Origin of the sequence: Stenotrophomonas sp. RS-48, assembly GCF_030053245.1 — a bacterium.
Lineage (GTDB): Bacteria > Pseudomonadota > Gammaproteobacteria > Xanthomonadales > Xanthomonadaceae > Stenotrophomonas > Stenotrophomonas maltophilia_P.
Genome location: NZ_JASGBV010000058.1, coordinates 55767 through 69668, shown reverse-complemented (window position 1 = coordinate 69668; position 13902 = coordinate 55767). Strand labels below are relative to the sequence as shown.

Genomic DNA, 13902 nt, shown 5'->3' with positions numbered 1-13902 from the left:
AGTGCGCCGGCCGCCGCGCCACCGGCGACAGCGGCACGGCCGCCCGCACCGGCCCTCAGCCCGGCACAGCAGGCGCAGGTGCAGAAGCAGGACGCGGAGATGGGGGCGGCCGCACTGAGGGCCGCGCAGATGGTCGACGCCAACCGCGCGGGCGAGTTGTGGGATGGCGCATCAGCCGTAGCGCGGCGCGCGGTGACCAAGCCGGCCTTCATCAGCCAGCTGACCGCCGACCGCACCCGCCTGGGTGCCTTGAGTGGTCGCGGCCAACCGTCCATTACCCGGGTGAAGTACGCGGCCGGCGCCGCCGTACCCGAAGGCCTGTACATCAATGTCAGCTTCCCGACCCGCTTCGCCAACAGTGCGCAGCCCGTGCGCGAACTGGTCTCGTTCCGCTTCGATGAGGACCAGGTCTGGCGCCTGGCCGGTTACAGCCTGCGCGCACCCGGGCCCTGAAGGAGAACAGCATGGCGGCCGAACTGACACTGCTGGCGTGGTCGACGCTGCTGGGGTTTGTCTACATCTTCGCCACCTCCACGGTGGTGACCCGCGAGCGGGGCATGAAGTGGAACGCGTCGGCACGCGACGAACAGGGCCGGCCACTCAGCCCGCTGGCAGGGCGGCTGCAACGGGCCCAGTCCAACTTCCTTGAGACGTTCCCGTTCTTCGCCGCCGCCGCGATCGCGGTGGTGGTGGCCGGTCGCAGCAGCGACACCACGGTACTGGCCGCGCAGGCGTACTTCTGGGCACGGGTGGTCTACCTGCCGCTGTACGCCGCGGGTGTGCCCTACGTGCGCAGCCTGGTGTGGCTGGTGTCGCTGCTGTCGATCCTGGCGCTGGTGTTCGCACTGCTGTGAGCCGGGCCTGATCCAGATCAAGGCCGGTCAGCTGCGCGGCGCTATGCTGGCTGCGACTGGATCGATGGTGGGAGGCGCGCATGCGCAGGATGGACGTGGTGGTGGTTGGCGCGGGGCCGGCAGGACTGTGCTTCGCACGTGCGCTGGCTGGCAGCGGGCTGCAGATCGGGCTGATCGAAGCGCAGCCACGCCAGGCGCTCGCCGAAGCGGCGTTCGACGGCCGCGAGATCGCGCTGACCCACGCGTCGCGGCAGAGCCTGGAGCAGCTGGGGCTGTGGGCACGGCTGCCGGAGGCCGAGATTTCCGAACTGCGCGATGCCAAGGTGATGAACGGCGGCTCGCCGTTCGCACTGACCTTCGCCAGCAGCCAGGTCGATGGTCAGCCGCTGGGTTGGCTGGTGCCCAATCATCTGATCCGCCGTGCGGCGTGGGACGCGGTGCAGCGCCAGGACGGCCTGGAACTGTTCGACGGGCGCAAGGTGCAGGGCGTGCAGGCCGATGCGCAGGGCCATGTGGTCACGCTGGATGATGGCAGCAGGCTGCACGCGCGGTTGCTGGTGGCCGCGGACAGCCGTTTCTCCGCAACCCGGCGCATGCTCGGCATCGGTGCGCAGATGCGCGACTTCGGCAAGTCGATGCTGGTGTGCCGCATGCGCGTCGAACGCGACCATCACCACACCGCGTGGGAGTGGTTCGGCTACGGTCGTACGATGGCGCTGCTGCCGCTCAACGAAGGCCAGGCATCTGCGGTGATCACGCTGCCCCCGCGGCGGATCGAGGATCTGCTGGCGATGGATGAGGTAGCCTTCGGTGAGGCCGTCAGCGGCTTCTTCGAGCATCGGCTGGGGGGCATGCAGCCGGTCGCCACGCCGCAGGCCTATCCGTTGGTGGGTGTCTATGCACACCATTTCGCAGGCGAGCGCTCGGCGCTGATCGGCGACGCTGCGGTGGGCATGCACCCGGTCACCGCCCATGGCTTCAACCTGGGCCTGGCCAGTGCCCAGCGCCTGGCGCGGGGCATCGCCGGCCAGCAGCGCCGCGGTGCGGACATCGCCGCGGCCGGCATGCTGGCCGGCTACCAGCGTGGCCATCGGATGGCGGCGCGACCGCTGTACGAGGCGACCAATGCGATCGCCAGCCTGTACACCGATGATCGGCGCCCGGCGCGGCTGCTGCGGGCAGCGGGCCTGCGTGTCGCCCAGGGCGTGGCACCGTTCAGGCAGCTGATCGCCTCGCACCTGACCCAGCGCGTGGCCTGAACAGGGTCAGATCAGCCGGCCGCCAGCACCCGGATCTGGCTGTCGGCGAATTCGACCACCTGGCCTGCGCGGATCTTGCAGGCCTTGCGCAGTTCAACTTCGCCGTCGACCCGCACCTGGCCCTCGCTGATGACCATCTTGGCCTCGCCGCCACTGGTGACCAGGTCGGCCAGCTTGAGCAACTGCTTGAGTTCGACGTAGTCACCGTCGAGGTCGAATTCGAGAATCTGCATGGAGCGGGGTTCCTGGGAAGGGGCGCAGGCCAGCGGCCGGGCCGGGAAGAGGGCGCGTATTGTGCGCCAGCACGGGGCCTGACGGCACGCGAAGGGGAAAGCTGTACGCCTCGTTCAGGATCAATGCGGTATCATTCCGCTCTGAGCGAGTGAAATCTCCTCCGACCGAGCAGCGCCAGGGCACGCGATAAGAAGGGCGCCCAAAGCGCGGACCATCACCTTTTTTATCGCACTGCCAGGAAGACGGCAGTGTCTTCGGAGTTCCCCATGTCCCAAGATTCCCAAGCGCAGCTGCAGTTCGCGCAGCTCGGCCTGTCCGAGCCCGTGATGCAGGCGGTCACCGCCATCGGCTACGAAACCCCGTCGCCGATCCAGGCCGCCACCATCCCGGCGATGCTGGAAGGCCGCGACGTGCTGGGCCAGGCGCAGACCGGTACCGGCAAGACCGCCGCTTTCGCACTGCCCGTACTGTCCAACATCGACCTGCAGCAGATCAAGCCCCAGGCGCTGGTCCTTGCGCCGACCCGCGAACTGGCCATCCAGGTCGCCGAAGCGTTCCAGTCCTATTCGTCGAAGATCCCGGGCTTCCGCGTGCTGCCGGTGTACGGCGGCCAGCCGTATGGCCAGCAGCTGTCGGCCCTGCGCCGCGGCGTGCACATCGTGGTCGGTACCCCCGGCCGCGTGATCGACCATCTGGACCGCAGCACCCTGGACCTGTCCGAGCTGAAGACCCTGGTGCTGGACGAAGCCGATGAAATGCTGCGCATGGGCTTCATCGACGACGTCGAAGCCGTGCTGAAGAAGCTGCCGGAGCAGCGCCAGGTGGCCCTGTTCTCGGCCACCATGCCGCCGCAGATCCGCCGCATCGCGCAGACCTACCTGCAGGACCCGGTCGAGGTCACCATCGCGGCCAAGACCACCACCTCGGCCAACATCCGCCAGCGCTACTGGTGGGTGAGCGGCATGCACAAGCTGGATGCGCTGACCCGCATCCTGGAAGTCGAGCCGTTCGACGCGATGATCATCTTCGCGCGTACCAAGGCCGGTACCGAAGAACTGGCCAGCAAGCTGCAGGCCCGGGGCCTGGCCGCTGCCGCCATCAATGGCGACATGCAGCAGGCCCAGCGTGAGCGCACCATCGCCATGCTGAAGGAAGGCAAGCTGGACATCCTGGTGGCCACCGACGTTGCCGCCCGCGGCCTGGACGTCGAGCGCATCAGCCACGTGCTGAACTACGACATTCCGTACGACACCGAAAGCTACGTGCACCGCATCGGCCGTACCGGTCGTGCCGGCCGCAGCGGCGAGGCGATCCTGTTCGCGACCCCGCGCGAGAAGGGCATGCTGCGCCAGATCGAGCGCGCCACCCGCCAGCCGATCGAAGAGATGCAGCTGCCGAGCGTGGAAGCGGTCAACGATACCCGCATCAACAAGTTCACCTCGCGCATCAGCGAAACGCTCGGCGCCGGCGGCCTGGACTTCTACCGCCAGCTGCTGGAGCGCTTCGAGAACGAGCAGAACGTGCCGCCCATCGAAATTGCTGCCGCGCTGGCGAAGATGCTGCAGGGCGACACCCCGTTCCTGCTGCAGCCGCCGGTGCGTGCCCCGCGGGAAGAGCGTGCGCCGCGCGAGCGCTTCGACCGGGGCGACCGTCCGGAGCGTGGCGATCGCTTCGACCGCAACGAACGTGGCCCGCGCTTCGAGCGTGGTCCCCGCCGTGACGACGCCGAAGGGGGTTTCGAGCAGCGTCCGCGCCGTGAAGTTCCGCCGCGCGGTGCGCCGGAGCAGGGCATGGAGACCTACCGCATCTCGGTCGGTCACCAGCATGGCGTGAAGCCGGCGAACATCGTCGGCGCCATCGCCAACGAAGCTGGCCTGGAAAGCCGTTACATCGGCCGCATCGACATCCACGACGACTTCTCGCTGCTGGACCTGCCGGCGCAGATGCCGCAGGACGTGCTGACCCACCTGCAGAAGGTGTGGGTGTCCGGCCAGCAGCTGCAGATGCGTCCACTGGCTGCCGGTGAAGAGATCAATCCGGCACCGCGTCCGTTCAAGCCGCGCTTCGACAAGCGGGGTCCGGGTGGCCCGGGTGGCCCGCGTCGTGGCGGCCCAGGTGGCCCGGGTGGTCCGGGCGGCGACCGTGACGGCCGTCCGCCGCGTCGTGATGGCTTCAAGCCGCGCGGCCCGCGCAGCTACTGAGCCAGACCTGCCGTGATCGACAACGCCAGCCCTCGGGCTGGCGTTGCTCGTTTGTGGACCCCGGTTTCGCACCGCCCACACATTCAGGGTCATAGGCTGGGCCGGTTCGAAGGGAGGTTGTCACCGCAGCACATTCGGGGGGATCCGGGATGGGTAGGAGTGGCACGGACATTCACAGCCGCCGGGTACCCATGTCCCGTGGGCTGGGGCTGAGGTTTGCGCTGTTGACGGGCATGGCGATCGGGCTGGTCGCATTGTCGGCGCTGATCCAGGAACTGCAGGCGGCTTCGACGGCGTGGATCGCCGGCCAGGGCTACTGGTCGCGTGGCCAGCAGGACGCCACGGCCGCTCTCAGCCGCTACCTGGCGCGGGGGGATGCCCGCGATCTGGAAGACGCCCGCCAGGCCCTGCGCGTGCCGATGGGGGACCTGCAGGGACGCCTGGCGCTGGAGCAGCCGAGACCGGATATCGAGCGTGCCCGACAGGGCTTCCTGCAGGGCGGCAACGCGCGTGCCGATGTGCCGCGGCTGATCTTTTCATTCCGTCACGCCCGTGACCTCGGCGCCTTCCGTGAAGCGACCGCCCTCTGGCGGGCGACCGACGGCGACCTGGTGGCCGTGCACCGGCTGGTCGATGAACTGCAGCATCGTCATGCCGACGGTCCACTGCCGGTCGCCGCGCGCGACCGGTACCTGCAGCAGCTCCGTGATCTCGACCGGCGGCTGCAGGTGCAGGCGCAGGCGTTTTCGCAGGCGCTGCTGCGGATGGCTGCCGCTGTAAGGATGGCGACCCTGGTTGTCGGCGGCCTGTCGGTGCTGGCGATCAGCCTGATGGCCGTCGCCCTGGCGCGACGGGTCGGCAAGGATCTGACGGAGCATGAAAGCCGCTTCCGCGCAGCCTTCTACCAGGCCAATGTCGGCATGCTGAAGCTTGATGCCGGCGGCCGGGTGCTGGAAGCCAACCAGGCGATGGCGGACATCCTCGACCATCGCCGTGACGCACTGTTGCAGATGTCGCTGGGTGACCTGCTGATGGAAGGAGAGCTGGTCATCGACGGTGTTGGCCGGATCGACTGGGAGCGGCAGCTGCGGCCGAGCGAGCTGCGCTTCCGCCGTCGCGACGGCAGCCTGGTATGGGGGCGCTGGAGCGGTACCGGCGTGCGCAACACCGGTGGCGGGCTGTCGGTGTTCGCGATTGTCGAGGATGTCAGCCAGAACCATGCGCTGGCCCGCGAGATCGAACACCACGCCAGCCACGATCCGCTGACGGGCCTTATCAACCGGCGCGAGATCGAGCGCCTGCTCGAGCGTGCACTGCTGCAGGTACGCAGCGAGGGGGGCACGCATGCGTTGTGCTACATCAACCTGGACCATTTCAAGCTGGTCAATGACAGCTTCGGCCATGCCGCTGGCGACCAGATGCTGCGCGGTTTCGCCGACTATCTGGTCGCCGCCGTGCGCGAGGGCGACTGGGTTGGCCGGTTGGGCGCCGACGAATTCGCGGTGTTCCTCGCCCATGCGGGCCAGGATGAGGCCAAGCGCGTGCTGCAGCGGGTGATCCGCAATCTTGGCCAGGCCACGTTCCCGATCAGCGAAGGCAGCCTGCAGCTGAGTTGCAGCATCGGCGTGGTCGAGGTCAGCCAGGAGGCACCCGATGTCAACTGGCTGATGAGCGCAGCCGACAGTGCCTGTTACGCAGCCAAGCAGGCCGGTCGCAACCGCGTGCACTGTTTCAACGAGGACCGCATGGCGCTGGACGAACGGCGGCTGGAGGCCGAGCGCCTGCAGGGCGTGAGCCGGGCGATGGCCGAAAATCGCATGCTGCTGTACGCGCAGCGCATCGCCCGGGTGGGTGACCCGGGCTATCTGCACTACGAGGTGCTGGTACGCATGCGCGACAGCGACGGCACGCTGCATCTGCCCGGCCAGTTCATGCCGGCCGTGGAGCGCTACGGCATGGCGGTGACATTGGACCGGCATGTGCTCGGCCTGCTGTTCCGGCACCTGCAGGTATGCCCGGCGCATGTGCGCCAGCTCGGCCTGTGCAACGTCAACGTGTCCGCACAGTCGATCGCCGAACCCAGCTTCCTGGCCTTCGTCTGCGACCTGCTGGAGCGCAACCGCGTACTGGCGTCCAAGCTCTGCTTCGAGATCACCGAGACGGCCGCGATCAGCAATCTGAGCCAGGCGCGGGCGTTCATCGATGCGGTGAAGGCGCGTGGCTGCCGGCTGGCGCTGGACGATTTCGGATCGGGTCTGTCCTCGTTCGGGTACCTGCGCCAGCTGCCGGCCGACATGCTGAAGATCGACGGTGCATTCGTGCGCGACATGGATGTCGATCCGGTCAGTCACGCGACCGTACGCGCGATCACCGAACTGGGCCGCGAACTGCAGATGGAGGTCGTGGCCGAGTGGGTGGAGAGCAGCGAGGTGGCGGGGGCGCTGACCCGGCTGGGTGTGCAGGGGCTGCAGGGCTATGCGATCGAGCGGCCGCAGCCGCTGGAGCGGATGACCCTGACCGACCTGCGGCCGGTCCGGCTGAAGGCGGTGAAGGGCCCGCCGGCCGCAGGCTGAACGCTGGTCCGCGACGATTGTCTACACCTGCATGCCACGGACGGCTGCGATAATGCACGCCAGGGGCGACGCGCAGTGGGCGCGGGCGTAAGCAGAACAGGATGTGGCGTGGTCGTCAGGCAGTGGCAGTACGGAACTGGGGTGGTGCTGGTCGTGCTGCTGGTGTGGTTGGCAATGCCGTGGCCTGCGCAGGCCGGTGCGGCGATGCACGGTCCCGACTACCTGCTGGTGGGCGTTGCCACCGCCGAGCCTACGCCCCATCGCGCCTGTACTGCGCAGATGCTGGCCGGGCCACGCCAGCAGGTGCGGGTGCCGGCGCCGCCGGCGGGCTGGTCGGGCGAACCCCAGGCGCTGGATGTGTTCAATGTGTTCGCGGGCGAGGTCCAGGTACGGCACGGCGACCGGGAGATCTGCGGCGACATGCATGATGCGCGTACCCGCGACTCGCGTTTCCGTGCCGGCGTGGGCCTGGTTGCGGTGCCGCCGGCCGGCAGTCACGAGCCATTCCTGGTCTCGTGGCAGACGCCGCTGAAGGATCGTTGGGTACCGACGCTACGGCTCGGCGCACCCAGCCCGGTGCAGCAGAATGACACTGCGCGGCTGCTGGTCCGCGCGGCCTGCATCGCGGTGGCGCTGGCCTTGGCGCTGTCGGCGCTGATGGCCTATCTGACCACCCGTGATCGCAGCTTCCTGGTGTACATCGCGGGTACCGGCGTGCTGGTGCTGTGGCAGGCCATCCTCGGAGGCCTCAGCGGCTATCCGGAGCCGTGGCTGCCGGTCGGCACGCGTGGCGCCTGGTGGCTGCTGGCGCTGACGGCAGCGAGCCAGGCACTGGTGCTGCCTGCCCTGTGGTGGCTGAACGGTGGCGACCGGTTGTGGCCGAAGTCACGCCTGCTCCAGCAGATGGTCCTGTGCGCCCTGCTGGGCGTAGCCGCGCTGGTGCCGTGGCTGCGCTGGGATCAGCTCGGATGGGTCGCGCAGGGGCTGCAGGTGACCTACCTGGCCGGCTGCGGCGTCTCCCTGCTGATGGGGATAGGGGCGCGGTGGCGTGGCGACCGCTGGGCACTGGCTGGATTGGCGGCGCTGGCGCCGATGCTGGTGCTGATCGGCGCCGACGCCTGCGCTGCGGAGTGGCTGCTGGAGTACCGGGTGGAGGCGCTGCAGCTGGCGATCACCTGGCTGCTGATGATGGCGGCCTACGCCCTGAACCTGCGGCTGGGACGCCTGCGCCAGCAGCGTGACGAGATGCGCCAGCTGGCCGAGACCGACGGCCTGACCGGGCTGCCCAACCGCCGCGCCGGTCTGCGGGAGCTCGGCCATCATCTGGAACGGGTGGATCGTGAGCGTGGCCCGATGGTGATCGGCTTCCTCGACATTGATCTGTTCAAGGACATCAACGACCGCCACGGGCATGAGGTGGGTGACCAGGTACTGGTCGCCGTGGCCCGTGCGCTGCGGGCCGCCGTGCGCAGCCAGGACCAGGTGGTGCGGATGGGCGGCGAGGAGTTCCTGCTGCTGATGCCGGGCATGCCGCGCGAGGCGGCGGCGGCGCGGCTGGAGCGCCTGCGCCAGCGCATCACCGAGGCCTGCCAGGCCCTGCAGGTGCCGGGGCTGGAGGTGACTGCCAGCATCGGCCTGGCCCAGTGGCGGCCGGGCGAGGACGACCTGGCCGCGCTGCTGCGCCGGGCCGACCATGCCATGTACGTGGCCAAGCGCGCGGGCCGTAACCGGGTGTTCGACGGCGAAGAACTGGATCCACCCGCACCAGCATGAACCTGACAGGGCGGCGATGCCGGATAATAGGGCGATGACCACCCGACTCAACAAACATATCGCCGATACCGGCTTCTGCTCCCGTCGCGAGGCCGACCGCCTGATCGCCGCCCGCCGGGTCACCGTCAACGGCCATCCGGCCGGCACCGGTGCCGTGGTCGGCGAGGGCGACCAGGTGCTGGTCGACGGCCAGCCGCTGCGTGCCCGTACCGCACGCAAGCCGGGGGCGCGCCGCCACGTCTACATCGCGCTGAACAAGCCGGTCGGCGTCACCTGCACCACCGAAAGCTCGGTGAAGGGCAACATCGTCGACTTCGTCGGCCACGAGCAGCGCATCTTCCCGATCGGCCGCCTGGACAAGGAGTCGGAAGGATTGATCCTGATGACCAGCAATGGCGACATCGTCAACCAGATCCTGCGTGCCGAGAATGGCCACCAGAAGGAGTATCTGGTGGCGGTGAACAAGCCGGTCACCGACGAGTTCCTGCGCGGCATGGCCCGTGGTGTGCGCATCCACAACCAGATGACCCTGCCTTGCCGCACCTCGCGCATCGCCAAATTCGGGTTCCGCATCACCCTGGAGCAGGGCCTGAACCGGCAGATCCGCCTGATGGCGGCGGAGTTCGGTTACCGCGTCACCCAGCTGCGCCGCGTCCGCATCGACAACATCAAGATCGGTGCGCTGAAGTCGGGCCAGTGGCGCAACCTGACCGAGCAGGAACTGCACGGCCTGCTGCCGCAGCAGCAGGACTGGTGAACGACAGCGGTCGGACGTCGGCCCGGCCGCGCATCGGATAGACTCCGCCGAGACCTGCCGGAACATGACGCTGCATGATCAAGCCCGACAAGCCCGCCAATGAAGCGCTTCGCCTGGAAGCGCTATACCGCTATCGCATCCTTGATTCGGAACGCGAGAGATCGTTCGACGATCTGGTGGTGATCGCCAAGGCGGTCTGCGGCACGTCGATGGCGGCCGTCACGCTGATCGACGTTGAACGGCAATGGTTCAAGTCGATCCAGGGCATCGATGCCACCGAGAACCTGCGCAGTGAATCGATGTGCGGCCATGCGATCCTGCAGCCGCAGGAGGTGATGGTGGTCGAGGACGCACTGCAGGACGTGCGCTTCCATGACAATCCGGTGGTGGTGGGCGATCCGCACATCCGCTTCTACGCCGGCGCACCGCTGATCAGCTCCGACGGACTGCCGCTGGGGACGCTGTGCGTGTTCGATGTGCGCCCGCAGCATCTGGAACGGGCCAAGGCCGAGGCACTCAGTGCGCTGTCACGGCAGGTGATGCTGGTGATGGAGCTGCGCCGTTTTGCACTGGACATCCAGAAGCACATGCTGGAACGCGACGACTACGAACGCCTGTTGTCCGAGTATCACGATGTGCTGCTGGCACAGAACGCGGATCTGGCCGAACAGAGCCGCACCGATGCACTGACCGGGCTTCCGAACCGGCGGGCGATGGCGGTCGCGCTGGAAGAGTCCGTCGCCGACGCCGATGGCCAGCCACGACGGGTCTGCGTGGCATTGCTGGACATCGACCACTTCAAGAACATCAATGATTTCCACGGGCATGCGACCGGTGACCGTGTGCTGGCCGAACTGGGGGCATTGCTGCGTGCGCATTTCGCCGGCGGCGGAACGGCGGCGCGATATGGCGGCGAGGAATTCGTGGCGGTGATGCCGGACACGGATCTCCACGCGGCAGGCGTGCAGTGTGAGTTCCTGCGTATGGCCGTGGGCAACCTGCCGCTCGGCTTTCCGGTTACGGTCAGCATCGGCGTGGCCATGCATCGCGCCGGCGACAGTGTCGACCAGACCCTGGCCCGTGCCGACGCGGCGCTGTACCGGGCCAAGGGCAACGGACGCAACCGCGTGGAGTTCGCGGACTGAGCCGGCCGTCCGCAACCGGCGGCCCCATCGCTGCATGGCGCCGGGTCGCAGCGGGTGCGAACGCCCCGGGTCACCATGGTTGCCTTGTTTCCAAGGATGACCACCATGCTGCAGACCCTGGCCGTCGCCAATTATCGCTCGCTGCATACGCTGGTGCTGCCGTTGCAGCAGCTGAACGTGATCACCGGCGACAACGGCAGCGGCAAGTCCAGCCTGTATCGGGCGCTGCGCCTGCTGGCTGAAACCGCCCAGGGCGGGGTGGCCTCAGCGCTGGCGCGCGAGGGTGGGCTGGGCTCGGCGCTGTGGGCAGGGCCCGGCAGGATCGACCGCCGGGTAGCTGCAGGCGAGATTCCGCTGCAGGGAGGGCCGCGACAGGAGCCGGTAGGCCTCAGACTGGGTTTCACCACCGATGACTACGGCTACGCCATCGACCTCGGTTACCCGCCGCCCAGCCTGTCGGCATTCGCCCTGGACCCGCAGATCAAGGCCGAAGCAATCTGGGCCGGTTCCTTCCTGCGCACAGCCAGTCAGCTGGTGGATCGCCGGGGCGGGATGGTGCGGCAGCGCCATGCACGTGGCTGGGATGTGCTGGACGACCGGTTGTCGCTGTTCGACAGCCTGTTCACCCAGGCAGCTGATCCGCAGCGCATGCCGGAGACCTTCGCCCTGCGCGAGTACATCCGGCGCTGGCGCTTCTACGATCACTTCCGCAGCGATGCCGATGCCCCGGCACGGCAGTCGGCGATGGCCACGCGTACCCCGGTGCTGCACCACGATGGCCGCGATCTGGCCGCAGCGTGGGTGACCATCCTGGAAAACGGTGACCCGGTCGCGCTGGCTCGCACGGTGGACGATGCCTTTCCCGGGGCTTCGGTGGGATTCGAGGTGCTGGATGGACGGATGGTGCTGCGGTTCCACCAGCCCGGCCTGCTGCGGCCGCTGTCGATGGCCGAACTGTCCGACGGCACGCTGCGTTTCCTGCTGCTGGCTGCTGCCCTGCATACGCCGCGGCCGCCGCCGCTGATGGTGCTCAACGAACCGGAAACCAGCCTGCATCCTGACCTGCTGCCTGCGTTGGCGCGGCTGATCGTGGCGGCCAGTTCACGCAGCCAGGTGTGGGTGGTGTCGCACGCCAGCCGCCTGATCGCCGCTCTGGAGCAGGCGCCCGCATGCCATTCCGTGCATCTGCACAAGGAACACGGCCGCACGCTGCTGAGCGGGCAGGGCCTGCTGGACGCGCCGGCATGGCACTGGCCGCGGCGGTGACGTGCCCGCTCATTCAGCGACGTTGCGGGCCTCCGCGGTGCCGAGGATTTCCGGATGCTGCAACGGCTTGCGGCGGTTCAGCAGCGGATGCAGGAAGACCGCACCGACGATGATCGCCACGCCCAGGTAGAACCAGGGAGTGACTTCGTGCTGCTCGCGCAGCAGCAGTACCGCCAGCAGCACCGCATACACCGGTTCCAGGTTGGTCACCAGCTGCACGGTGTAGGCGCTGAGGTGGCGCAGCGCGACCAGGGCGAGGGCGAACGGCAGCAGGGTGCAGATACCCGCCAGTACCAGCAGCAGGATGCCGTCGTGCAGGTCCGGCACTACCCACAGCGGGCTGGCCAGGGCCGGCAGCAGGTAGGGCATCAGCGGCGCAAGCAGGGTCAGCGTCAGGGTGCCGGCCCCCAGTTCAAGCGCAGTCACCGTCAACGGATCGGCGTGGCTGACCATGCGCTTGTTGAGCGAGCCGAACACCGCCACCAGCAGTGCAGACAGCGCGCCAACCAGAACCCCCAGCCGCATGCCATCCGGCACGCCCCCCACCACCAGCGCCACGCCCGGCAGAACTGCCAATCCGAAGGCCAGTTCGCGCAGCTGGAACGGACGCTTGGCCACCCACGGCTCGATGATCGAGGTGAACACCGGTGCCAGCGCGATGCAGGTCGCCGCCACCGAGGCATTGGCCAGTTTCACCGCACCATAGAACGTCAGCCAGTGCAGGGCAACCAGCGCACCGATGCCGGCGTATCCGGCCACCACCCGCAACGGCAGCGTGCGCAGGCCGCGCCACACCCGTGGCAGCAGTGCCAGCATCGCCGTCACCAGCAGCATGCGCCACCACACCAGCGGCAGCGCCGGCAAGGTGATCAGCTTGCCCAGGATGGCCGTGACGCCCCACAACAGGACACAGAAGTGGATCTGCCAAAGTGCTTTGCGGGTGTCGGGCGTGCTCATCCGCCTATTGTGCGGCAAGGCGGTGACCGCTGGGCGTCGGCAGCTCGATCCTGGCCGCGTTTACCGCCCCTGAGACCCGAGCAGGTCGTCCAGCCGCCGCTGCAGGGCCATCGCCGCGGCCGGATTGCGTGCCTTGCCGGCACCGATGCAGAGCAGGTACACCTCTCGTGGCGTCGATGGAGCGGATCCGGCAAGGCATGGCAGGTCGTCGACCGGCTCGCCGACGGCCCAGCGCCGGGCGCGTTCGGCCCAGCGCTGCTGCGTGGCGGCAGGCAGCCCCTGCAGCAGACGGGCCTGGCTGCGCTTGATGCGCGCGTAGACGAAGCTGGCGGTGACGTCGCCGTGCAGCGGGGCTTCGTCGCTGTCTTCGATGACCAACGCCACCCCGTGCCTGCGCGCGGCAGTGACCAGGGATGCGCTGTGCACCTGCGGATTGCGGATTTCAACAGCGTGCTGCAGCGCCACGCCATCGAGCTGCTTCGGCAGCTGGGCCATCAGCGCGTCCAGTGCCCCGGCATCGGCAGGATGGCGGGGATCGAACTGCCACAGCAGCGGCCCGAGGCGGTCGCCCAGGGCGATCGCTGCCTGCAGGAACGGCGCGGCGGCCTCGACGGTGCCGGACAGGTCGCGACGCTGCACCAGATAGCGGGGTGCCTTCAGGGAGAAGCGGAAGCCGGCCGGAGTCTGCGACGCCCACTGCGCGCACTGGGCCGGGGTCGGGGTGCGATAGAAGGTGCCGTTGATCTCGATGCAGCGCAGGGCACGGCTGGCGTGCGCCAGTTCCTCACGCTGCGGCAGGCCGGGCGGATAGAACATGCCGCCGCGCCATTCCGGGAACACCCAGCCGCCGATGCCGCAGCGGATGGGGGCGGGTGCCGGCGCG

The 13902-nt window shown here is 68.5% G+C and carries 12 protein-coding genes; 9 read left to right on the top strand and 3 right to left on the bottom strand.

What is annotated here, in order from left to right; translation table 11 throughout:
* From QMZ25_RS11880 to ubiM, 3 genes are all read left to right on the top strand, one after another.
* On the top strand, nucleotides 1-453 hold a 453-nt coding region (locus QMZ25_RS11880), incomplete at its 5' end, for a DUF4019 domain-containing protein (protein ID WP_283219682.1).
* Nucleotides 454-464: 11 nt separating this feature from the next.
* Nucleotides 465-854, top strand: coding sequence for an MAPEG family protein (locus QMZ25_RS11875; protein WP_065181158.1), 390 nt, complete (start codon nucleotides 465-467; stop codon nucleotides 852-854).
* 80 nt (nucleotides 855-934) lie between these two features.
* A complete protein-coding gene (gene ubiM, locus QMZ25_RS11870; protein ID WP_065181159.1) occupies nucleotides 935-2113 on the top strand; it encodes a 5-demethoxyubiquinol-8 5-hydroxylase UbiM in 1179 nt (392 codons plus the stop codon).
* Between the two features lie 11 nt (nucleotides 2114-2124).
* Here the strand turns inward: ubiM and QMZ25_RS11865 are convergent, their stop codons facing one another.
* A complete protein-coding gene (locus QMZ25_RS11865; protein ID WP_014036469.1) occupies nucleotides 2125-2346 on the bottom strand; it encodes an RNA-binding S4 domain-containing protein in 222 nt (73 codons plus the stop codon).
* Between the two features lie 267 nt (nucleotides 2347-2613).
* Between QMZ25_RS11865 and QMZ25_RS11860 the strand changes: the two genes are divergently transcribed.
* From QMZ25_RS11860 to QMZ25_RS11835, 6 genes are all read left to right on the top strand, one after another.
* Complete coding sequence (locus tag QMZ25_RS11860; RefSeq protein WP_164150783.1) at nucleotides 2614-4548, top strand: DEAD/DEAH box helicase; 1935 nt, start codon at nucleotides 2614-2616, stop codon at nucleotides 4546-4548.
* A 149-nt stretch (nucleotides 4549-4697) separates the two neighbouring features.
* Nucleotides 4698-7121 (top strand): EAL domain-containing protein, encoded by a 2424-nt coding sequence (locus QMZ25_RS11855; protein WP_197601097.1) that lies wholly within the window; start codon nucleotides 4698-4700, stop codon nucleotides 7119-7121.
* 108 nt (nucleotides 7122-7229) lie between these two features.
* Nucleotides 7230-8894: a GGDEF domain-containing protein gene (locus QMZ25_RS11850; protein WP_283219681.1), complete on the top strand. Its 1665-nt coding sequence runs from the start codon at nucleotides 7230-7232 to the stop codon at nucleotides 8892-8894.
* Nucleotides 8895-8928: 34 nt separating this feature from the next.
* Nucleotides 8929-9651 carry a pseudouridine synthase gene (locus QMZ25_RS11845; RefSeq protein ID WP_283219680.1) on the top strand — a complete coding sequence of 241 codons (723 nt, stop codon included), beginning with the start codon at nucleotides 8929-8931 and terminating at the stop codon, nucleotides 9649-9651.
* A 74-nt stretch (nucleotides 9652-9725) separates the two neighbouring features.
* Nucleotides 9726-10796 carry a sensor domain-containing diguanylate cyclase gene (locus QMZ25_RS11840; protein ID WP_283219679.1) on the top strand — a complete coding sequence of 357 codons (1071 nt, stop codon included), beginning with the start codon at nucleotides 9726-9728 and terminating at the stop codon, nucleotides 10794-10796.
* A gap of 105 nt (nucleotides 10797-10901) precedes the next feature.
* The gene (locus tag QMZ25_RS11835) at nucleotides 10902-12062 is read left to right on the top strand and encodes an AAA family ATPase (RefSeq protein WP_283219678.1); all 1161 of its coding nucleotides are present in this window, start codon (nucleotides 10902-10904) and stop codon (nucleotides 12060-12062) included.
* 9 nt (nucleotides 12063-12071) lie between these two features.
* Here the strand turns inward: QMZ25_RS11835 and QMZ25_RS11830 are convergent, their stop codons facing one another.
* Together QMZ25_RS11830 and QMZ25_RS11825 are read right to left on the bottom strand one after the other, a co-directional pair.
* The gene (locus QMZ25_RS11830) at nucleotides 12072-13019 is read right to left on the bottom strand and encodes a DMT family transporter (RefSeq protein WP_283219677.1); all 948 of its coding nucleotides are present in this window, start codon (nucleotides 13017-13019) and stop codon (nucleotides 12072-12074) included.
* A 60-nt stretch (nucleotides 13020-13079) separates the two neighbouring features.
* A complete protein-coding gene (locus tag QMZ25_RS11825; RefSeq protein ID WP_258391145.1) occupies nucleotides 13080-13835 on the bottom strand; it encodes a DUF72 domain-containing protein in 756 nt (251 codons plus the stop codon).
* Nucleotides 13836-13902 lie beyond the last annotated feature (67 nt).

Coding starts and splice junctions, on each gene's coding strand:
- QMZ25_RS11840 (WP_283219679.1), top strand. CDS start 9,726: ATGATCAAGCCCGACAAGCCCGCCAATGAAGCGCTTCGCCTGGAAGCG.
- QMZ25_RS11830 (WP_283219677.1), bottom strand. CDS start 13,019: ATGAGCACGCCCGACACCCGCAAAGCACTTTGGCAGATCCACTTCTGT.
- QMZ25_RS11860 (WP_164150783.1), top strand. CDS start 2,614: ATGTCCCAAGATTCCCAAGCGCAGCTGCAGTTCGCGCAGCTCGGCCTG.
- QMZ25_RS11855 (WP_197601097.1), top strand. CDS start 4,698: ATGGGTAGGAGTGGCACGGACATTCACAGCCGCCGGGTACCCATGTCC.
- QMZ25_RS11825 (WP_258391145.1), bottom strand. CDS start 13,835: ATGTTCTATCCGCCCGGCCTGCCGCAGCGTGAGGAACTGGCGCACGCC.
- QMZ25_RS11875 (WP_065181158.1), top strand. CDS start 465: ATGGCGGCCGAACTGACACTGCTGGCGTGGTCGACGCTGCTGGGGTTT.
- QMZ25_RS11865 (WP_014036469.1), bottom strand. CDS start 2,346: ATGCAGATTCTCGAATTCGACCTCGACGGTGACTACGTCGAACTCAAG.
- QMZ25_RS11845 (WP_283219680.1), top strand. CDS start 8,929: ATGACCACCCGACTCAACAAACATATCGCCGATACCGGCTTCTGCTCC.
- QMZ25_RS11835 (WP_283219678.1), top strand. CDS start 10,902: ATGCTGCAGACCCTGGCCGTCGCCAATTATCGCTCGCTGCATACGCTG.
- ubiM (WP_065181159.1), top strand. CDS start 935: ATGCGCAGGATGGACGTGGTGGTGGTTGGCGCGGGGCCGGCAGGACTG.